Annotated in this window: 19 protein-coding genes and 1 pseudogene; 14 read left to right on the top strand and 6 right to left on the bottom strand. The window is 69.7% G+C overall.

Features of this window, described 5'->3' with window-relative positions:
* Window positions 1-92 precede the first annotated feature (92 nt).
* The 3 genes and pseudogenes from ppsA to LTL01_RS14755 all read left to right on the top strand — a co-directional run.
* Window positions 93-1,652 (top strand): annotated as a pseudogene (gene ppsA / locus LTL01_RS13580) (phosphoenolpyruvate synthase); the annotation flags it as partial.
* A gap of 218 nt (window positions 1,653-1,870) precedes the next feature.
* Entirely contained in the window at window positions 1,871-2,335 is a 465-nt protein-coding gene (gene rraA / locus LTL01_RS13575; protein WP_082334783.1) for a ribonuclease E activity regulator RraA, read from the top strand.
* Between the two features lie 34 nt (window positions 2,336-2,369).
* Window positions 2,370-2,504: a hypothetical protein gene (locus LTL01_RS14755; RefSeq protein WP_272878121.1), complete on the top strand. Its 135-nt coding sequence runs from the start codon at window positions 2,370-2,372 to the stop codon at window positions 2,502-2,504.
* Window positions 2,505-2,658: 154 nt separating this feature from the next.
* Here the strand turns inward: LTL01_RS14755 and LTL01_RS13570 are convergent, their stop codons facing one another.
* Window positions 2,659-3,195: a helix-turn-helix domain-containing protein gene (locus LTL01_RS13570; RefSeq protein ID WP_053548775.1), complete on the bottom strand. Its 537-nt coding sequence runs from the start codon at window positions 3,193-3,195 to the stop codon at window positions 2,659-2,661.
* A gap of 59 nt (window positions 3,196-3,254) precedes the next feature.
* On the opposite strand from LTL01_RS13570, the gene LTL01_RS13565 reads away from it, so the two are divergent.
* The gene (locus LTL01_RS13565; protein ID WP_236968940.1) at window positions 3,255-4,580 is read left to right on the top strand and encodes an MFS transporter; all 1,326 of its coding nucleotides are present in this window, start codon (window positions 3,255-3,257) and stop codon (window positions 4,578-4,580) included.
* Window positions 4,581-4,846: 266 nt separating this feature from the next.
* On the opposite strand, the gene LTL01_RS13560 is transcribed toward LTL01_RS13565, so the two are convergent.
* Window positions 4,847-5,809 carry an NAD-dependent epimerase/dehydratase family protein gene (locus LTL01_RS13560; protein ID WP_236968939.1) on the bottom strand — a complete coding sequence of 321 codons (963 nt, stop codon included), beginning with the start codon at window positions 5,807-5,809 and terminating at the stop codon, window positions 4,847-4,849.
* Between the two features lie 123 nt (window positions 5,810-5,932).
* Here LTL01_RS13560 and LTL01_RS13555 point away from each other — a divergent pair, with 123 nt between their 5' ends.
* Together LTL01_RS13555 and LTL01_RS13550 are read left to right on the top strand one after the other, a co-directional pair.
* On the top strand, window positions 5,933-6,307 hold the full coding sequence (locus tag LTL01_RS13555) for a DoxX family protein (protein WP_197273025.1): 375 nt from the start codon (window positions 5,933-5,935) through the stop codon (window positions 6,305-6,307).
* A gap of 139 nt (window positions 6,308-6,446) precedes the next feature.
* Window positions 6,447-7,832, top strand: a complete 1,386-nt coding sequence (locus LTL01_RS13550) for an HNH endonuclease signature motif containing protein (protein ID WP_236968938.1) — start codon at window positions 6,447-6,449, stop codon at window positions 7,830-7,832.
* Between the two features lie 27 nt (window positions 7,833-7,859).
* Here LTL01_RS13550 and LTL01_RS13545 read toward each other — a convergent pair whose 3' ends face one another.
* Entirely contained in the window at window positions 7,860-8,969 is a 1,110-nt protein-coding gene (locus tag LTL01_RS13545) for a class I SAM-dependent methyltransferase (protein ID WP_236968937.1), read from the bottom strand.
* A gap of 77 nt (window positions 8,970-9,046) precedes the next feature.
* Here LTL01_RS13545 and LTL01_RS13540 point away from each other — a divergent pair, with 77 nt between their 5' ends.
* The 8 genes from LTL01_RS13540 to LTL01_RS13505 all read left to right on the top strand — a co-directional run bounded on the left by LTL01_RS13540 (window position 9,047) and on the right by LTL01_RS13505 (window position 16,962).
* Window positions 9,047-9,511: a DUF3817 domain-containing protein gene (locus tag LTL01_RS13540; protein ID WP_236968936.1), complete on the top strand. Its 465-nt coding sequence runs from the start codon at window positions 9,047-9,049 to the stop codon at window positions 9,509-9,511.
* Window positions 9,512-9,593: 82 nt separating this feature from the next.
* Complete coding sequence (locus tag LTL01_RS13535) at window positions 9,594-10,337, top strand: DUF1684 domain-containing protein (protein WP_053548768.1); 744 nt, start codon at window positions 9,594-9,596, stop codon at window positions 10,335-10,337.
* Window positions 10,338-10,390: 53 nt separating this feature from the next.
* The gene (locus LTL01_RS13530; RefSeq protein ID WP_236968935.1) at window positions 10,391-11,920 is read left to right on the top strand and encodes an ABC transporter substrate-binding protein; all 1,530 of its coding nucleotides are present in this window, start codon (window positions 10,391-10,393) and stop codon (window positions 11,918-11,920) included.
* A 29-nt stretch (window positions 11,921-11,949) separates the two neighbouring features.
* A complete protein-coding gene (locus tag LTL01_RS13525) occupies window positions 11,950-12,894 on the top strand; it encodes an ABC transporter permease (protein WP_231718044.1) in 945 nt (314 codons plus the stop codon).
* On the top strand, window positions 12,891-13,760 hold the full coding sequence (locus tag LTL01_RS13520; protein WP_053548767.1) for an ABC transporter permease: 870 nt from the start codon (window positions 12,891-12,893) through the stop codon (window positions 13,758-13,760). Before LTL01_RS13525 ends, LTL01_RS13520 begins: the two co-directional genes overlap by 4 nt.
* A complete protein-coding gene (locus tag LTL01_RS13515; protein ID WP_308195192.1) occupies window positions 13,757-14,602 on the top strand; it encodes an ABC transporter ATP-binding protein in 846 nt (281 codons plus the stop codon). The genes LTL01_RS13520 and LTL01_RS13515 overlap by 4 nt, the downstream gene beginning before the upstream one ends.
* A complete protein-coding gene (locus LTL01_RS13510; RefSeq protein WP_053548766.1) occupies window positions 14,599-15,363 on the top strand; it encodes an ABC transporter ATP-binding protein in 765 nt (254 codons plus the stop codon). The genes LTL01_RS13515 and LTL01_RS13510 overlap by 4 nt, the downstream gene beginning before the upstream one ends.
* 72 nt (window positions 15,364-15,435) lie before the next feature.
* Window positions 15,436-16,962 (top strand): ATP-dependent DNA ligase, encoded by a 1,527-nt coding sequence (locus LTL01_RS13505; protein ID WP_236968934.1) that lies wholly within the window; start codon window positions 15,436-15,438, stop codon window positions 16,960-16,962.
* A gap of 54 nt (window positions 16,963-17,016) precedes the next feature.
* On the opposite strand, the gene LTL01_RS13500 is transcribed toward LTL01_RS13505, so the two are convergent.
* The 3 genes from LTL01_RS13500 to LTL01_RS13490 all read right to left on the bottom strand — a co-directional run bounded on the left by LTL01_RS13500 (window position 17,017) and on the right by LTL01_RS13490 (window position 20,286).
* Window positions 17,017-18,291: a sugar ABC transporter permease gene (locus LTL01_RS13500; protein ID WP_053548764.1), complete on the bottom strand. Its 1,275-nt coding sequence runs from the start codon at window positions 18,289-18,291 to the stop codon at window positions 17,017-17,019.
* On the bottom strand, window positions 18,291-19,109 hold the full coding sequence (locus LTL01_RS13495; RefSeq protein ID WP_236968933.1) for an ATP-binding cassette domain-containing protein: 819 nt from the start codon (window positions 19,107-19,109) through the stop codon (window positions 18,291-18,293). Before LTL01_RS13495 ends, LTL01_RS13500 begins: the two co-directional genes overlap by 1 nt.
* Window positions 19,110-19,203: 94 nt before the next feature.
* A complete protein-coding gene (locus LTL01_RS13490; protein ID WP_053548762.1) occupies window positions 19,204-20,286 on the bottom strand; it encodes a sugar ABC transporter substrate-binding protein in 1,083 nt (360 codons plus the stop codon).
* Window positions 20,287-20,414: the final 128 nt, after the last annotated feature.

The raw sequence follows: 20,414 nt of genomic DNA, 5'->3' as shown, positions 1-20,414 counted from the left end.
GAGGAGGACTCAGATGGGCATCAATGGGAGTTGGGGATGGCACGCGGGTGGCACGCGCGCACCTCTCTTGGTGAAGAGGGGGTGGTCTTGTCTTCACCGATGTCGCCGCGACCGATCGGGCGCGGTTCAGCATCACCGATGCGGAGGTCGAAGAGCTCGGCCGGCAGGCGCTGATCTTCGAGGACCACTACGGTCGCCCGATGGACATCGAGTGGAGCAAGGACGGCGTCGACGGCAAGCTGTACATCCTGCAGGCTCGCCCCGAGACCGTCGTGTCCCACACCGACGGCAACGTCACCCGCCGGTTCGTGCTCGAAGAGCCGGGCACCGCGATCACGATCGGCCGCGCCATCGGGCAGAGGATCGGCGCCGGCCCGGTGCGGGTGATGACCTCGCTCGCGCAGATGGACGCCTTGCAGCGCGGCGACGTGCTCGTGGCGGACATGACCGATCCCGACTGGGAGCCGATCATGAAGCTCGCCTCCGCGATCGTGACCAACCGTGGTGGTCGCACCTGTCACGCGGCGATCATCGCCCGTGAACTCGGCATCCCCGCTGTCGTCGGCACCGGCGACGCGACCACCATCCTCCGCGACGGCCAGGACGTGACGGTCTCGTGCGCGGAGGGCGACAACGGCTTCGTCTACGAGGGGATACTCGCGTTCGAGGAGGTGGTGACGGAGCTGGATCGGATGCCAGAGAGCCCGACGAAGATCATGCTCAACGTCGGCACCCCCGACCAGGCATTTGCGTTCTCGAAACTGCCCAACAAGGGTGTGGGCCTCGCCCGCCTGGAGTTCGTGATCAACCGGCAGATCGGCATCGACCCCCGCGCCCTGCTTGATCACGACACCCTGCCCGCCGACCTGCACGCCGAGATCGCCGACCGCATCGCCGCGTACCCGTCGCCGCGGGACTACTTCGTCCGGCGGGTCGCGGAGGGGGTGTCGATGATCGCCGCCGCATTCGCCCCGGAGCCCGTGATCGTTCGGCTCAGCGACTTCAAGTCCAACGAGTGCGCGAACCTCATCGGCGGGGAGCTCTACGAGCCGCACGAGGAGAACCCGATGATCGGCTACCGCGGCGCGTCGCGGTACATCTCCGACGACTTCCGCGCATGCTTCGACATGGAGTGCGAGGCGCTGCGATTCGTGCGCGATGAGATGAGGCTGACGAATGTGCAGATCATGGTCCCGTTCGTGCGCACCGTCGGCGAAGCGCACGCGGTCGGTCAGCTGCTCGCCGAGAACGGGCTGCGGCGCGGCGAGAACGACCTGAAGGTCATCATGATGTGCGAACTCCCGTCCAACGCGGTGCTCGCCGACGAGTTCCTGCGGTACTTCGACGGGTTCTCGATCGGCTCCAACGACATGACACAGCTCACGCTCGGCCTCGATCGCGACTCCGGGCTCGTCGCCGCGACGTTCGACGAGCGCGACCCGGCCGTGCTGAAGATGCTGTCCATGGCGATCAATGCCTGCAGACGCGCCGGCAAGTACGTCGGGATCTGCGGACAAGGACCCAGCGACCACCCTGATCTCGCCGAATGGCTGGTAGACCAGGGCATCGAATCCATGTCACTCAATCCCGACACGGTCGTCGACACCTGGCTCCGGCTCGCCGCAACACCGAGTCCAGCGCGGATCCGCTGAACCGACGTCTCGAGGGCGATGGCGGCGCGCTCAGCCGACACCTGGCAGCTTCCAGACCTTGGCGGCATTGGTGAGGGTTCCCAAGTGAGGAAATACGGTGAATATTCACACCGTCATTCCCCCAAACCCGGCGCGGTCTTTGTGCAAGCTGGAATCGCGAACCACTTCCACGCGCGGTGGCGCTGCAGGGTGGGCCACAGAGATCGGAGCCTTGAGCCGTGAGTGCGACAGCAGACATCTACGATGCGAGGGGAGAAGAGCTTGCCTCACTCGCAATTCAGCTGGAGAACTTCGGTGGTCGCCTGGCCTTCGACGGTCCGGTGCGCACTGTCCGCTGTGTTCGCGACAACGCGCTGCTGAAGGCAACATTGGCCACTCCCGGCCATGGCGCCGTTCTGATTGTCGACGGCGGCGGTTCGCTCGAGTCAGCCCTCGTCGGCGACCTCATCGCAGGGTCCGCAGCGGCGAACGGGTGGGCCGGGCTCATCGTTCACGGTGCAATTCGTGATCGCGAACTCCTCAAGATTCTCCCGATCGGGGTGAAGGCACTCGGCTCCAATCCTCGAAAGAGCGGAAAGACGGGTGCAGGCGATGTAGACGTCCCGGTTACGATCGCGGGCGTCACCTTCACACCAGGCAGGCACGTGTGGGCCGACTCCGACGGGGTGGTCGTTGAACGGTGAGTCATGACGACAACACCGTCCTAGGAGGTGCGTGATGCGCGCACAGGTCACGCTGCAGCGACTCGGTGAGATGAAGGCGCGCCGCGAACCCATCGAGATTGAGAAGGTGCCGCAGATTCGGCGAGATTCCGGGCTCCACACCGCACCGGGCAAGAACTGGGACTTCTGAAACCCCGATTCTGAGGAGGGGCCCGAATCCGCAGAAACCTGCGGGTTCGGGCCTTTCAGCGTTCTGACGGGCGCTCCTGGATCACCCAGGCGCTACCGGCGGGGTCGAAGAAGACTGATCACCTTGTCCGCTCGCTCAGCGGAGGGCGCGGGAGTCACCGGTCGCCCTCGCCCTGGGGGGAGGCGGGGTTCAGGTCGGGGTGCGTGACGACGACGAGAGAATACGGATCGCCGTCGGCATCCGGTCCGCGTTCTGCGAATTCGGTGAGCAGGTCGTAGATGCGTCGGTCGAGCTCGGCTTTGTGCGCGGCGTTGAGCTTCAGTCCGAGCCAGGAGAACTGGATGTCCTCCGGATCGAGCCCCTCGATCTGCTGCAGGAACGTCTCGACGAGCACCAGGCTCCCGCCGGGAACCGGCGTCCGCCACGACAGCCCCGTCGCCCGATAGGGGATCTCCCGGGCGCCGCGTGTGCCCGCCCGCGGCTCCTCCGCGGCGAGGAATCCGGTCTGAGCGAGGGTCCGCACGTGGTGGAGCATCGTGCCGGGATTCACGTCGAGGAGCGCGGCGAGCTCCTTGTTCGTCCGGCTTTCGAAGCGACACAGGCGAAGCACGCGCAAGCGCAGCGGCGAACTCAGCGCGCGCGAGCGCGCGAGGGATTCGGCATCCGGATCATCCGCAGCATCGTCCGTCACGGGGCCAGCCTAGTGGCGAGCGATTGACAAATCTCAATCGCTCGCACACACTGGCCAGCGTGACCGAGACATCCCGCTCCGACGAGCCCGATCCGACGACCGCCGAGCGGCGTCGGGGTGGACTCTGGCGGGATCGGAACTTCCTCACGTTCTGGGGCGGTCAGTCGCTCGCGCAGTTTGGCTCGCAGATCACCGAGCTGGCGCTTCCCGTGCTCGCGGTGCTGGTGCTCGGCGCGACCGAGTGGGAGGTGGGCGTGCTGAACGCGGCCGGGGTCGCGGCCTTCCTCGTCATCGGTCTGCCGGCGGGTGCCTGGATCGACCGGATGCGCAAGCGCCACGTCATGATCGCCGCGGATGCCGTCCGCATCGTCGCGCTCGCAACGATCCCGGCCCTGTGGGCGATCGGCGTCCTGCAGGTCTGGCACCTTGTGGTCATCACGCTGGTCATCGGCGTAGCGACGGTGTTCTTCGACGTCTCCTACCAATCGGTCGTTCCGTCCCTCGTGCGTGGGACGGCGATCCCCGAAGCCAATGGCAAGCTCGAGGCCACGCACCAGCTCGCCGGCATCGCCGGGCCCGCGCTCGGCGGCTGGCTCGTGGGTGTGCTCACCGCGCCGTTCGCCGTCCTCGCCACGGCGGGGACCTACGTCGCCTCGCTTCTCGCGCTCCTCTTCACGAGGGACGACGAGGTCGTCGCGCCCCGCCATGAGCACGAACCGATCGTCCGCGCGATCGGCGTCGGCGTGCGCTGGGTGTTCGCCAACCCCTACCTCCGCCGTATCGTCGGGACGACGGCGGTGTCGAACTTCTTCAGCGTGATCACGTACACGATGCTGCCGATCTTCCTCCTCCGAGAGCTCGGGCTCAGCCCCGCCGGCATGGGTGTCGTCTTCTCGTTCGGTGCCGTGGGCGGACTCCTCGGGGCCGTCGCGACTCCGCACATCGTCCGCTGGCTCGGCGAAGCCCGCGCCATCCCGATCAGCTCGATCGGCTTCTCCGTCGCGGGGCTCTTCCTGCCGGCTGCCGCCCTCGTGCCCGAAATCGCCTTCGTCGTGCTCGTGGTGCAGTCCGCGGTCGGGATGTTCACGGTGCTCGTCTACAACATCGTGCAGGTGTCGTTCCGTCAGAGGATCACGCCGAAACCGCTCCTCGGCCGGATGAACGCCTCGATCCGCTTCTTCGTGTGGGGAGTGATGCCGATCGGCGCGCTGCTCGCCGGCGTGCTCGGCACCGCGTACGGAGCTGTGGTGACGATGTGGATCGGTGCGATCGGCGGGTTGCTCTCTATCCTGTTCGTCGTCATCGGCCCCTTCTGGGCGCTGCGCGAGCTCCCGGGCGTCACCGCCGAAGACGAGGCCACGGCCGAGGCCTTGATCAAAGACTGAGGGAACTCTCATGCGGGGGAATGGACCCTGCCGGTTTCGCGGACTACCCTCTCCGATAGATCCGCATCACGACAGCGCAGCCAGGCCTGCGCACCCGTCGAGACGGCCTACCCGACTCCGGGCCGAGATGACGGGTCAGGTGCCCTCCGGGATTCCGCCGGTCCAGCCCCCCAGGACCGTCGAGACCCGGAGGGCACCGCTTCACCTCCGTGGGACGTATGGGCGAACGGCGTGCACGCATTCGGTCGCATCGTCGCGGCATCCGCTCAGAGCACCGCGTCGAGAACGGCGCGTTCTTCGGCAGCGGTGAGACCCGAGCGGCGCTCCCGGTCGATCCCGCGACGGCGTTCGTCCGCCAGGCTGCGCTCGATCGTCTCGACGAGCGGGCGGATGCGGCCGCCCGTCTCGAGAAACCGACGCCCGGATCGTTGCGCGAGCGCGGTGTCCGGGCGGGGGAGCCACAGGGGGAGGGAACGGGGTCCCGCCCAGTACTGCACGTCGAGGGCGAGGAGCGCGTCGTCGTCCACCTCGACGCGGTCGCCGGTGAAGGATGCGGCATCCGTCATGTCCGCGAATGCGGCCGCCATCGGGTGAACGTCGCCGACGGCGTTCACCGTGCCTCGGATGCCGTTCGTGGCGGCTCGGGCGAGCCACGCCGCCAGGTCGGCGACATCGATGACCTGCACGAATCGGTCTTCCGTCACCGGCAGAAGCGCCCTGCCGCTGCGACTGAATCGTGCAGGCCAGTAGCCGAAGCGGTCGCTCGGGTCACCGGGGCCGACGATGAGTCCGGGGCGGGCGATGAGCAGTCGATCCTCCAGGCGGCGGCGGGTGGCGAGCTCGGCGGCGGCCTTCGCGTCCGGGTACTGCGTCAGGTCGGCGGGGGAGACGAGGGCGGCGGACTCGTCGGCGCCGGGGTGGTCGTTGTGCGCGTACACCGAGATCGTGGAGACGAGCGTCCAGTGGGCTGCCCGGTCGGCGAGCGCGTGAAGGGCAGGTCCGACGAGGTCGGGGGCGTAGGAGAACTCGATGACCTCGTCCCACTCGCCGTGGAGGCCGTCGTAGGCGCCGGCGACGGTTCGGTCGGCGCGGACCAGGCGGGCGCCGTCCGGGACGCCGCCGGAGGTCCCGCGGGCGAGGCAGGTCACGTCCGCGCCGCTGTCGATGAGGTGGCGGACGGTCTCCCGACCCGCCCACCCCGTGCCGCCGAGGACGAGAACGCGCTGCATGGACCCAGTGTCGGCGGTGCCGCGCCGGTGCTCCAGGATTTACGCTCTCAGCATGACCACCCACCGCGTGCTCGCGCCACCCGCACCCGCCGCCGGCGAAACCGTCGAGGCGAAGCTCGCATGATCCGCACCGCCGCCCGGTGGGCGCTGGCTTCGGCCATGGTGTTCGCCGGCATCAGCCACCTCACCTGGGCGCGCAAGGAGTTCCGCGCGCAGGTGCCGGACTTCGCGCGCGAGCTGATGGACGAGGACGGCGTCGTCGTCGCCTCCGGGGTGGTCGAGGTGATGCTCGGAGCATCGCTCGTCGCCCTGCCCGGCTCGCGCCGCCGCGTGGGGGCGATCCTCGCCGCCTTCTTCATCGCGATCTTCCCCGGCAACATCGAGCAGTGGCTCCGCCGCCGCGACGGATTCGGCCTGGACACCGACCGCAAGCGCTTCTTCCGCCTGTTCTTCCAGCCCGTGCTCGTCGCGTGGGCGCTCTGGTCGACGCGGCGCTGACGCGTGGGCGGGGTGCGGGGTCGGCTCCGCCTCCGCCTCCAATAGGAGAGAGCTTCTCCACAGGGTTGGATCTTCGCGGTCTAGTGTCGTAGGTGTGTTCTAGTCTTTCAGTATTGAAACCTGATCGAGACGAGAAGCCATGAACGAGAATCCGGAGCCGGTGGGCGACAGCGTTGATCGTGATGCGGTGGCGCGGGCGACGGCGGAGTTCGTGGACGAGATCTTGGCGGCTCGTCGTGTGACCGCGGAGGGGCAGGCGCGTGAGGCTGCGGCGATGGCGAAGGCGTATGCGTTCACGCAGGAGCAGACCGCGTGCCTCGGGTCGACAACGGCCAAGGCGCGGGAGATGCCTCTTCGGGCGATGGCGGCGGAGATTGGGGCGGCCACGCGGGTGAATGACAGCACGGTGCAGAACCGGCTGTTCGAGTGCCACCGGTTGGTGACGGAGTACGCCCCGACGTTCGAGGCGTGGCGGGCCGGGCAGGTGTCGCAGGCACACACGAAGGTGATCGTGGAGTTCGGGGCCGACCTCCCGGACCCGGAGGCGCGCGCCGCGTATGAGAAGGACGTGCTGGATTATGCGGTGAAGACCGCGACGGGTCGGTTGCGTCCGTATGCGCAGCAGGTCGCCGACAAGCTCAACCCGCGGACGGTGCAGGAGCGGCACGAGGTCGCGGCGTGTAAGCAGCGGGTGTTCGTCGAGGACTTGCCCGATGGGATGTCGATGCTCGGAACGATCGCACCCTCCACCTACGTCCACGGGGCGTACGACCGCGCGACCCAGGTGGCGCGGGAGATCAAGGCCGCCGACCTGCGGGCCCGGCGGGAGTACGCCGAGCGGCGGGCGCGCGGTGAGGACATCGAAGAACCGTGGTTCGACGAGCGCACCCTGGATCAGATCCGTGCGGACGTGGTGATGGACATGCTGCTCACCGCCGCACCCACCGTCGATCCCACCGGCGGGGGGCTCGGGGCGATCCGCGCGAGCGTGCAGGTCAGCATCCCCGCCACCACCCTCGCCGGAACCACCTCGGGTGGGGCGGAGCTGAACGGCAAGTGCGCGATCGACCCGGCGACGGTGCGGATCCTCACGGGGAATGCTCCCGGGTTCGACCGGGTGTTCCTCCACCCCGTCACCGCTGAGGTGCTCACCACGGATCGGTACACGCCGACGGCGGGGATCAAGAGGTTCCTGCAGGCCCGGTACGTGCGGTGCGCGTTTCCCGGCTGCCGCCGACCTGCGATGCGGTCCGAGATCGATCACCATCAGGAGTATGCGAACGGTGGGAAGACCGACGGCGACAACCTCGGTCCGTGCTGCACCCGACATCACGTGACCAGGCACGCAGCCGGATGGATTGTTGAGCAACTCCCGGGCGGGAGACTGCGGTTCACCGCACCCTCCGGCAAGGCCTACATCGAAGATCCGCCACCGAGAGTGATGTTCATCCCGGATCCTGATCCGGACCCCGTTCCCGAGCCCGACCCAGAGCCGGCGGGAGCGGTGGGGTCCCCACCGTTCTGAGAATCCGCGGGGCTGCCGGTGCGGTGGTCAGCGTGCGACCGACACGGTCACCGTGAACTTCGCGTTGCGCGCCACCTGGCGCGTGGGTCCGACCGTGCGCTCGAGTGTGCCGCGATAGTTCAGCGGCGAGTTCCACACCGTCCACAGCTCCCCGCCGGGGCGGAGAACGCGTCCCGCCTCGCGGAAGAAGCGGGGCGCGAGGGCCGACGTCACGGCGGCATCACTGTGGAACGGCGGATTCAGGGCGATCAACCCGGCACTCCCGTCCGGCTGCGTCGCGAGCAGATCGTCGCGGACCACGTGAACACGATCGCCCACGCCGTTGGCGTCCGCCGTCGCGCGTGCCGACGCCACCGCCACCGCGGACTGATCTGAGGCGATCACCGTGAGCTCCGGATGCCGACGGGCGAGCTCGGCGCCTACGACACCCGTGCCGCACGCGAAGTCGATGACGACGCCCTCGCTCGGCATCCGCTCGGGAAGATGCGCGAGCAGCAGCCGCGTCCCGATGTCGATCGTCGCACCCGCGAACGCCCCGCCGAAGGCGCAGACCACGAGCCCGTCGACGTCCGCACGGGCGGGCACGGGATCGGCGCCCTCGCGCGGATCCGACGCGCGCAGCACGCGCGACTTCTGCCGCGCGAGCGAGGCCTCGACCACGCCGAACCGCCGTCCGAGCACCTCGTTCATCGATCTCGACATGTGCTTCAGGCGTCCGCCGGCGAATACCCGCACGCCGGGCGCGGCATAGTGCGCGATGAGTCCGGCCTGATCGGCGAGCGCATCCAACGACCGGGGGAGGCGCAGCAAGACGACCTCGGCGTCGCGCACGAGTTCCGGCGACAGCGGCATGCGCGTGAACGTTCCGACCAGTCCGACACCCTCCGCGTTCCGCTCCAGCGCCCGTTCGCCGCTCAACGCGTCTTGATGCACACGGATGCGGCGGGCCCCGGCGTCCGTCGCACCCAGCGTCAACGCGCCATGGGTGTCGCCGATCACGACGATCCGCTCCGGGTGCGCGCCCGCCCGCGCATCGGCGGACTCGTCCAGGATCAGCCGATCCGCGGCATCCACCGCCACCAGACCCGGGCCCTCGACGTCGGGTGCGCGACGCAGTGCGTCGAAGGAGAAGGTCACCGCTCCACGGTAGTGCGCGCAACGGTGGGCGCACGCGGCGGACGTAGGCTGGACCGGCACCCGAGTGAAGGAGACCCGTGTTCCGCGCGCCCCTGAACCTGTTCCGCGTCCTCGCCGTCGCCGAAGCGATCTCATGGACGCTGCTGATCGCCGGTCTGATCCTCCGGGCGACGGCCGACCTCGCGATCGCGGTGACGATCGGCGGCGGCATCCACGGCTTCGTCTTCCTCTCCTACGGGGCCACCGCGATCCTCGTCGCGAAGAACCAGCGGTGGGGCGCAGGACCGACGGTCGTCGCCGTCGCGAGCGCCGTCATCCCCTACGCGACGATCCCCACCGAGATCTGGCTGCACCGCAGCGGTCGCCTGAACGGCCCCTGGCGCCTCGAGCGCACCGATGACCCGCGCGACGGCGCGTGGCACGACCGGCTGATGCGCTGGTTCCTCGCGCGCCCGTGGGTGCTCGCGCTGCTCATCGCCGCGGCGGTGGTCGGCCTCTACGTGGCGCTCCTCATCATCGGTCCCCCCGGCGGTCGCGACTGATCACTCGCGCCCGGACGCATCGACGAAGAGAAACACGGCGACACGGAATTTCCGAGCGTCGCGCGGCATTTGATTACCTGTGATGGTGAGTGACACGACGACCGAGGCGGCCCACGAGCAGTGGATCCGCGACCGCCGACAGACGGTGACCGGGCCCACCGGCGCGCTCTCGCTGGTGCTCACCCACTGGTCCCCCGCGGGCGAGCCGCCGGTCGAGGAGCGCATCGCGCGCGCCGGACACCCCGTCGACGCCGTCTTCACGCGGCTCCGCCGCACCGACCTCGACACCGGCGCCCCGCAGGAGGGCTACCGCATCTGGCGTCAGGACTCTCCCGCCCAGGAAGCGTTCGAGGAGATCATCACCGCTCCCTACGACCCCGCGTGGGTGCTCGAAGGGCGCTTCGAACTCGTCGATGAGGACCGCGTCGTCCCCTTCGAACACATCAAGGATGCCGGGGCCACGCGCACTCTCCCCGTCTCCGGCGACCTGATCTTCACCGTCGACGGCACCGAGTACCGGCTCGCCGCGTTCGACACCACCCACGACGGTCACGCGACCCTGCAGCTCGTCTTCGGCGACACCACCAACGGCACCGAGTCCTACGGTGCCGGACGCTTCCTGTTCCTCGATCACCCCGGCGCGGCGACGCCGCTCCGCCCCGGCGACAGCATCCCGATCACCGTCGACTTCAACCGCACCACGGTCCCGCCGTGCGGATTCTCCAACCAGATGAACTGTCCGCTCCCGCCGCTGCAGAACCGCCTTCCGTTCGCGGTCCGCGCCGGAGAGCTGCGCGTGCGCTACGCCGCCGGCTTCACCCTCTGACCCTCCCTCCCGACTTCCCCCCAAACCCCCCACCCCCACAGAAGGACCCTGACGTGACCGCACGCCATCGTCGTACCCGCCTGCTCGCTCCCGCCGCCACGCTTGCCCTCGGCGCCCTCGTCCTCGCCGGCTGCGCGGGCGGCGCGCCCGCCTCGTCCTCCGCCCCCGGTGAGGCCGATCCGCAGGCCGAGGTCATCGTCGGCTCGCAGAACGAGCCCACCAACCTCGACCAGATCTTCGGCGGCAGCTCCGGCGTCACCGAGGTCTTCACCGGCAACGTCTACGAGGGTCTGTTCAAGATCACCGACGACGCCGCTGTCGAGCCGCTCCTGGCGACCGAGACCGAGGTGTCCGAGGACGGCCTCGTCTACACCTTCACCCTGCAGCCGGACGCGACCTTCCACTCTGGTGACCCGGTGGACGCCGAGGCGGTGAAGTACAGCCTCGAGCGCTTCGTGAGCGAGGAGTCGATCGCCGCGCGCAAGCGGCAGCTGAGCGTGATCGACAGCGTCGAGGTGATCGACGACCGCACGGTCGCCGTCACCCTCAGCCAGCCTTCGATCAGCTTCACGTACAACCTCGGCTACGTCTGGATCGTCAACCCCGCGGCCGGAGACCTCACCTCCGCCGCCGACGGCAGCGGCCCCTACGCCCTCGCCGACTACCGCAAGGGCGACTCGATCGCCCTCGAGGTCAACGAGGAGTACTGGGGCGAGGCACCCGCGAACGGCGGCGTCGTCTACCAGTACTACGCCGACCCCACCGCGCTGAACAACGCGCTGCTGACGAACGCGGTCGACCTCGTCACGAGCCAATCAAACCCCGACAGCCTGGCCGAGTTCGAAGCCGCGGGCTTCGAGATCATCGAGGGCACCTCCACGACCAAGGAGCTCCTCGCCTTCAACGACCGGATCGCGCCGTTCGACGACATCCAGGTCCGGAAGGCGATCTACTCCGCGATCAACCGCGAGCAGCTCCTCGACGCGATCTGGGACGGCCGCGGTCAGCTCATCGGATCGATGGTGCCGTCGTCGGAGCCCTGGTACCTCGACCTCGCCGACAACAACCCGTACGACCCGGCGCTGAGCGAGGAGCTGCTCGCGGATGCCGGGTACGCCGACGGGTTCTCCTTCACGCTGGACACCCCCGACTCGGGCGTGCACTCGACGGTGGCGGAGTTCGTCAAGACGGAGCTGGCGAAGGTCGGCATCACGGTCGACATCAACATCATCACCGACGACGAGTGGTACCAGAAGGTGTACACCGACACCGACTTCGAGGCGACCCTCCAGGGGCACGTCAACGACCGCGACATCAACTTCTACGGCAACCCCGACTTCTACTGGGGCTACGACAACGCCGACGTGCAGACGTGGCTCGCCGACTCGGAGGCCGCCTCCACGGTCGAGGAGCAGACGGAGCTGGTGAAGCTGGCGAACCAGCAGATCTCCGACGACGCGGCGAGCGTCTGGCTGTACCTCAACCCCCAGCTGCGGGTCGCGGCACCCGGTATCAGCGGAGTGCCCGAGAACGGCCTGAACTCGCTGTTCTACGTCTACGACATCGAGAAGGCGGCGTCATAGGCGCATATCTGATCCGACGGACAGGATTGTTGCTGCTGGCCTTCGCGCTGGCCGCGACGATCCTGTTCGTCGTGCTGCGCGTGCTCGGAAACCCCGTGTTCGCGCTGATCTCCGTCGGCGCCACCGAGGCCGACATCGCCGCCGCCGCGGCACGCCTGGGCGTCGATCGCCCGCTGTACGTCCAGTTCGGCGACTACCTCGCCCAACTGGCGACGCTCGATCTCGGGCAGAGCTTCACCAACCGTCTCGACGTCGGCGACGAGATCGCTCGCCGCCTCAACGTGACCTTGCCGCTGACGCTCATCTCCTTCGCCCTCGCGGTGGTCATCGCCGTGCCGGTGGGCTTCTTCGCCGCCTGGAAGTCGCGCACCTGGTACGGCGCGACCTTCTCCGCGCTGTCGCAGCTGGGCGGTGCGATCCCGGCGTTCTGGGTCGGCATCCTCCTCGTCTCCGTGCTCTCGCTCGGGTGGCGCGTCTTCCCCGCCGGCGGTTTCCCCCGCACCGATTGGGAGGATCCCGGGGCCGCGCTGTATTCGCTCACCCTGCCGGTGCTGGCGATCGCGATCGTGGCCGGCAGCGACCTGGCCCGGTACGTCCGCAGCGCCACGCTCGACATCCTCGGTCAGCAGTACATGCGCGCGGCCCGCGCGAGTGGCCAGAGCTTCGCCACGGCCCTGTGGCGCCACGGCGTGCGCAACGCCGTGGTCCCGGTGATCTCGATCCTCGCCATCATGCTCTCGACGACCTTCGTCGGGGCGGTCGTCATCGAGCGGGTCTTCGCCCTCCCCGGACTCGGCGACATGCTGCTCGTGGCGATCCGCGAACAGGACTTCCCGAGCATCCAGGGGATCCTCCTCTTCTCGACCGCGCTCGTGCTGCTGTTCGGCTTCGCCGCCGACATCCTCCAGCGCCTCATCGATCCGCGGCTGCGCGACACCCTGTCCGGCAACCGACGCGCGAGGGCCGCCGCATGAGCGCGACCGATCTTCCGGCGACCGCCGTCGCGCCGCCCGTGCGCCGTTCGTCACGACGTCGCTCGGTGAACCTCCTCGTGGGCGCGATCCTGTTCGGCACGATCCTCGTAATCGCGCTCGTCTCGCTCGTGTGGACGCCGTTCCCGCTGGAGGACACCACCGGCGGACGCCTGTCCCCGCCCTCCCTGCAGAACTGGGCGGGCACCGACCGGCTCGGGCGCGATCTCTTCTCGCAGCTCATGGTGGGGGCGCGTTTGGCGATGCTCGTCGGCTTCGGGTCGGTCCTCATCGCCGCACTCCTCGGGATCACGCTGGGCCTGGTCGCCGCGACCGCGGGTCGATGGGTCGACGATGCCCTGTCCAGCCTCCTCGACATCGCGATCGCCTTCCCGACCCTGCTGCTGGCGATGCTGATCGTCGCGTGGCGAGGCGCCTCGCTCGAATCCGCCACCCTCGCGATCGGTCTGGCGGGGTCGGCCGTCATCGCCCGACTCACCCGGGTGACGGCCACGCGCGTCCTCGCGCAGGACTTCATCACCGCGTCGCGCACCTCGGGGACCGGCAGTCTGCGGATCCTCTTCCACCACGTCCTCCCGAACGTCTGGCCGACGCTCGTCGTCCCGCTCGCCCTCCAGTTCGGCGGCGCGGTCGTCGCGGAGGCGTCGCTGTCCTACCTCGGGCTCGGCTCTCCGCCGCCGAACGCGTCCTGGGGTCGGATGCTGCAGGAGGCCCAGAGCACCGTGCTCGTCGCTCCCACCGCGGCGATCCTCCCCGGCATCCTCCTGGTGGCCACGATCATCGGCATGAACCTGCTCGCCGACGGTCTGCGGGACATCGCCGATCCGACGACCCGGAGCATCCGGTGAGCGCGCTGCTGCAGGTCCGCGATCTGGGGATCGCGCTCACCGAGCCGGAGCCGCGGGACCTCGTGACGGACGTCTCGTTCGATGTGGCCCCCGGTGAGCGCCTCGGCATCATCGGAGAATCGGGGTCCGGGAAGTCGCTGTCGGCACTGGCGATCCTCGGCCTCCTCGCGCACCCCCTGGCGGCGCGGGGCGAGATCGTCCTGGACACCCCCGACGGAGCGGTGGATGCCGTGACCGCGCGTTCTCGGCGGATGGATGCCGTCCGAGGCAGCGTCGTCAGCGCGGTGTTCCAGGAGCCGCTCGCCGCCCTCGACCCCCTCATGCGGGTGGGCGCCCAGATCGCGTGGCCGCTTCGTCGTCACCGGGGACTCCGCGGAGACCGGTTGCGCAGAGCGGTCCTCGACGCCCTCACCGACGTCGCCCTCCCGAACCCGGAGCGGATCGCGCGGTCGTACATCCACGAGATCTCCGGCGGACAGCGTCAGCGCGTCGCGATCGCGATCGCCCTCGCCGGCGACCCCGCCCTCCTCATCGCGGACGAGCCGACGACGGCGCTGGATGTGACGGTGCAGGCCGGGGTCCTCGACCTGCTGCAGCGGGAGGTCACCGAGCGGGGGATGTCGCTCGTCTTCATCAGTCACGATCTCCCGGTCGTCTCCGAGATCTCCGACCGCGTGCTCGTCCTCCGGCATGGCCGCCAGATCGAGCTCGCGCCCACGCGGCAGCTGCTGACGGCGCCTGCCGCAGAGTACACCCGGAGTCTCGTGGCGGCCTCCAGGAACCTCGATGCGTTCCTCCCCGGGGAGACCGGACGCCACCGATCCCGAGGGGACGAGTCGTGAGCGCACTCCTGCACGCCCGAGACGTGTCGTTCTCGTACCGCAAGGGGGCGCCCGTCCTCGACGGCGTCGACCTCGCGCTCGCCCCGGGGGAGACCGTCGGACTCGTCGGAGAATCCGGCGCCGGCAAGACCACGCTCCTGCGCCTCCTCCTCGGCCTCGACGCGCCGAGCGAGGGCGAGGTGCTGTTCGAGGGTGAGCCGCTCGTGAGGCGGGACCGCGCCACGATGCGACGCTTCCGGCGTGCCGTCCAACCGGTCTATCAGGACCCGTTCTCGTCCCTCGACCCGCGGATGACCGTCGGCGCCTCGCTCGCCGAACCGCTGCGCTCGCTCGGCATCCCCGGTGATGCCCAGACCCGGGCGGCTCGGATCGCCGAGCTGCTGACGGCGGTGGATCTGCCCGCCGACGCCGCGACGCGGCATCCGGAGGCGTTCTCGGGTGGGCAGCGGCAACGCATCGCCATCGCCCGGGCGCTGGCTCCCGAGCCGCGTCTGCTCCTGGCCGACGAGCCGGTCAGTGCGCTCGACACCTCGGTGCGGATGCGGGTCATCGAGCTGCTGCGCGGCCTCGTCGCCGAGCGGGGGATCGGGCTGCTGCTCGTCTCGCACGACCTCACGATCATCGCGGCGCTGTGTCAGCGGATGATCGTGCTCGAGGGCGGCCGCATCGTCGAGGCGGCGGAGACGGCATCCGTGCTCACCGCCCCTCAGCACCCGTATACGCGGCGGCTCCTCTCCGCCGTGCCGCGCCTGCCCGCCTGAGCGGCGCGGATCCGGCTGGTCCGGTCGATCCGAACGGGCCGCGGCGTCCCCGGCCGATGCGACAATGCGGGGATGCTGTTCCACGAGGTCCGCGAAAGCGTCGACGAAGCGACCGCCACGGCGTCGCGCACCGCCAAGATCGACGCCGTCGCGCGCCTCCTCGCGCGCGCGGATGCCGAGGAGCTCCCGGTCGTCGTCGGGTTCCTCCTCGCGCGGCCGCGGCAGGGGCGCATCGGCATCGGGTGGCGGACCCTGTCGGACATCTCCGCCGAGCCCGCGCCGGAGCCCGCCCTGACGATCGCCGAGGTCGACGCGGCGCTCGACGCCCTCGCGCGGGCGGGCGGTGACGGGGTTGGTGCACGGAGGACGGAGATCCTCGGCGCGCTCGCGGCGCGGGCCACCGCCGAGGAATGGGACCTCCTGAGGCGGATTGTCCTGGGCGAGCTCCGCTCCGGTGCGCTGGAGGGCGTGGTTCTCGACGCGATCGCGCGCGCGAGCGGGCACCCGACCGCCGTGGTCCGTCGCGCCGCGATGCTGAGCGGCGACCTGGGGGAGACCGCGCGTCTGGCGATGACCGGAACGGCCCACGACCTCGACGCGGTCGGCCTCGTCGTCGGACGCGGTGTCCTGCCGATGCTCGCCGCGACCGCCCCGTCGGTCACCGACGCGCTCGCGGCGTTCGACGGGCCGGCGGCGGTGGAGTACAAGCTCGACGGTGCGCGCGTGCAGGTGCACCGCGACGGGGATGATGTCCGCGTCTTCACCCGCTCGCTCGCGGACATCACCGCGCGGGTGCCCGAGATCGTGGCGGCGGCACGAGCGCTCCCCGCGGAGCGTGTGATCCTCGACGGGGAGACCCTCGCGCTCGACGAGGACGGCGGCCCGCGCCCGTTCCAGGACACGATGGCGCGCTTCGGCTCGGCGGCCGACGCGCAGACCCTGCTGCGGCCCTGGTTCTTCGATCTGCTGCATCTCGACGGGGCGGACCTCCTGGATGCGCCCCTGGCCGAACGGCGCGCGGCGCTCGCCGCTCTCGTCGGCGAGCACATCATCCCGGCCCTCCACACCGCGGATGCCGACGCGGGGGAGCGGTTCGCCCGCGAAGCCCTGGCCGCCGGCCACGAGGGGGTCATGGTGAAGGCGCTCGATGCGCCCTATGCCGCGGGCCGTCGCGGGAAGTCGTGGCTGAAGGTCAAGCCCGTCCTCACCTTCGACCTCGTCGTCCTCGCGGCGGAATGGGGGTCGGGGCGGCGGACCGGGCTGCTGTCGAACCTGCACCTGGCCGCTCGAGATCCGGACGGGGAGTACGGGGAGCCGGGCGGGTTCGTGATGGTGGGGAAGACCTTCAAGGGCCTCACCGACGCGACCCTCCGCTGGCAGAGTGCGCATTTCCCGACGATCGAGACGCGGCGGACGGCGGGCGCGGTGCACGTTCGGCCGGAGACGGTCGTGGAGATCGCGATCGACGGGGTCCAGCGCTCGACGCGGTACCCCGGCGGAGTCGCGCTCCGTTTCGCCCGGGTGAAGGGGTATCGCCCCGACAAGGACGCCCGCGAGGCGGACACGATCGGCGCCCTCCGCGCCCTTCTCCGCCCGTAACGGTACGGGCCCCGGCGTCGGAGAGACGCCGGGGCCCGATTCCGGATACCGCGGCTAGAGCCTCATCGCTCCGCCCGAGCGCAGGCGCGACAGGGCGTCGACCGTGGCGGCGAGGATCAGCACGCCGCCCGTGACGAGGAGGTTCACACCGGCGGGGAGGCCGAGCAGACCCAAACCGTTGGTGATCACTGCGATCACGAGGGCGCCGATCGCGGCGTGGACGAGGCGTCCACGACCGCCGAAGAGGCTCACGCCTCCGACGACGGCGGCGGCGACACCGGAGAGGACGATGTCGCGCCCCACCGCGGCATCCACCGATCCGACGCGGGTGACGCTGAACAGCGCCGACACCACGGCGAGGCTCGAGCAGATCACGAACGCCCACCACTTCACCCACCGGACCTTGACGCCGGAGCGGCGTGCGGCCTCGGCGTTGCCGCCGACGGCGTAGATGTAGCGGCCGAACTTGGTGCGGTCCAGGACGAACGTGCCCGCCCAGAGGATCACCAGCACGACCGGCACGATGTTCGGGACGCCCTGCACCGCGACGGTGCCCTGTCCACGGTCGACGTTGAGGACGTAGACCACCACCCCGCCGATGACGGCGATCGCGGCGAGCTTGATCCACACCAGCGAGAGGGCGCGGTTCGGCACCCCGGCGCGGGTGCGACGGGCGCGGTCCCAGAAGGCGGTTCCGGCGGAGACGGCGATCACGATCGCGAGCATCAGCCATCCGCCCCACACGGGAAGGTTGCCGTTCTGGAGGGCGATGAGCTCGGGCACCTCGACGCGGTACAGACCGCCCGGCCCGATGATGACCAGGGCGAGCCCCTGGAGTCCCAGGAACAACCCGAGGGTCACCACGAACGACGGTATGCCCACCCTCGCGACGAAGAACCCGATGAACGCGCCGGCGAGGAGACCGAATCCGAATCCGACGAGCAGCGCGAGCGGCCAGGGAAGGCCGAACTGGGCGTTGAGCACGACGAAGAGCGCCATCGCCACGCCGCCCGTCACCCCCGCGGACAGGTCGATCTCGCCGAGGAGGAGGACGAACACCAGAGCCATTCCCAGCATGACCAGGGTCGCCGCCTGGTTCAGCAGGTTGGCGAAGTTGCGTTCGGTGAGGAAGAAGGGGCTCAGCGTGGTGAAGAGGATGCCGAGGACGACGAGGCCGCCGACGGCGGGAAGTGCGCCCATGTCTCCGCCGCGGACGCGCTGCCACCAGGCGCGGATCTGGTCGCCGAGTCCGCCCTCGACGCCGCTGCCGATGAGGTCACCCGCGATGGGGTCCACGGAGGCTTCCGTGCGGGCGGTGCTGCTGCTCATCACGAGTCTCCTTCGGTGCGGATGGTCGCGGTGTCCTGCACGACGAATCCGGTGGGTGTCTTGGTGCCGGTGATGTACCCGACGACGTCGTCGCGGGTGGTCTCGGCGGTGGGGATCTGGGCGACCATCTGCCCGAGGTAGAGCACGGCGATGTCGTCGGCGACGGCGAAGACGTCGGCGAGGTTGTGGCTGATGAGGACGACCGCCACTCCTTGGTCCGACAGGCGCCGCACGAGGTTCAGGACCTGTTCGGTCTGCGCGACGCCGAGGGCCGCGGTGGGCTCGTCGAGGATCACCACGCGAGCCTTCTTCAGCACCGCGCGGGCGATCGCGACGGTCTGACGCTGTCCGCCGGAGAGGCTGGAGACCTTCTGCCGCACCGACTTGACGGTGCGGACTGAGAGGGAGCGCAGGGTGTCGGAGGCCTCCTTCTCCATGCGTCCCTCGTCGAAGGTGCCGAGGGAGGTCTCCTCGCGGCCGAGGAACATGTTCTGGACGATGTCGAGGTTGTCGCAGAGCGCCAGGTCCTGGTAGACGACCTCGATGCCGAGTCCCGACGCGTCCCGGGGGGCGTGCAGGTCGCGGTGGACGCCGTCGATGAGCACGTCGCCCTCGTCGTAGGGCTGGACGCCCGCGAGCCCCTTGATGAGGGTGGACTTGCCGGCCCCGTTGTCGCCCACCAGGGCGGTGACGCGTCCCGGGTGGACGCTCAGGTCCACGCCCTTGAGGACGCTGACGGGGCCGAAGGACTTCTTCACGCCGACCAGCTTGATGATCGGGTCCGTGGCGGTGGAGGGGTGGGAAATCGTGTCTGTCATGATCGCTTCCTTGCCAGCAGGATGCCGGGCATCCCGCGTGCGGGTAGGGAAGGGGCGCCGCGCCCCGGAGGACGCGGCGCCCCGTGCTGCGGGGTTACGGCGTGACGCCGAACTCCTCGCACGCGGCCATGACCTCGGGGGTGCAGACGTCGTCGTAGGCGGCGTCGCCGGCGGCGATGACGTCCTTGACCTCGTCGGGTCCGACCAGGACCGGGGTCACCTGGATGTACGGCGTCCCGTCCTCGAGCTCGGCATCCGTGGAGACCGACTCGCCGTTGAGGAGCGCGATGGCGACCTCGACGGCCGCGGCGGCCTCATCGGCGACCGGCTTGTAGACCGTTGCGGTCTGCCAGCCGAGGAGGATGTTCTGGAGCCCCGCGATGTTGGCGTCCTGTCCGGAGACGGCCACGCCCTCGAGGTTGTTCGTCTGCAGCACCTGGATGACGCCGGCCGCGTTGGTGTCGTTCGCCGCCCAGACGCCGTCGACCTGTCCGCCGAGCGAGGTCAGCGCCTGCTCGAAGTTGGTCTGCGAGACCGCCTGGTCCCAGGCTCCCGGGGGCTCGGCGGCCGGGGTGATGCCCGCCTCGGAGAGCACCTCGTCGGCGCCGTCGTGGAACATCGCCGCGTTGCCGTCGGTGGGGTCGCCGCCGATGTAGACCACGGTCGCCTCGGCCGGGTCGACGCCCGCGGCCTCGAGACCGTTGAGCACCGTCTGGCCCTGGAGGCGTCCGACCTCCATGTTGTCGAAGGACACGTAGTAGTCCGCGCCGGCGAAGGGGCGGTCGTAGGCGATGACCGGAATCCCCTGCGCGGTCGCCTTCTCGGCGACGGCCTCGGCCGCGCCCTGGTAGTCGACGAGCAGCATCACGCCGCAGCCCTGCGTGAGCTGCTGGTCGGCGATGGTGGAGTACTGGTTGACGTCGCCCTGGGCGTTTTGGATGTCGACCTGGAACCCGGCACCCTCCAGGCCCTCCTGGAGGTACTTGCGGTCGAAGTTCTCCCAGCGGGGCGAGGACGCCGCGTCCGGGAGGATGACGCACGCGCGCCCGGCGTCACCGGCGGCGTCGCCGCCGTCGGTCGCGCCGCCGCCGTCGGTGCTGCCACCGGCACAGCCGGTGAGTGCGACAGCCACGGCGCCGGAGAAGGCCGCGAGCGTCAGGAGTGAAGACTTCTTCATCTTTCGCCTTTCGTCATTGAAGGTGCGAGGCCCGAGCCCGAGCCACATCGCTTGCACCGATCTTGACGAGTGAACGCATTGGCGTCAAGACTTGAAGATAACGCCTCGATAACGGGCTCTTCGGACAT

Origin of the sequence: Microbacterium aurantiacum (assembly GCF_021654035.1) — a bacterium.
GTDB lineage: Bacteria > Actinomycetota > Actinomycetes > Actinomycetales > Microbacteriaceae > Microbacterium > Microbacterium aurantiacum.
The sequence above is the reverse complement of the archived record's forward strand: the minus strand, read 5'-3'. Positions and strand labels throughout refer to the sequence as shown.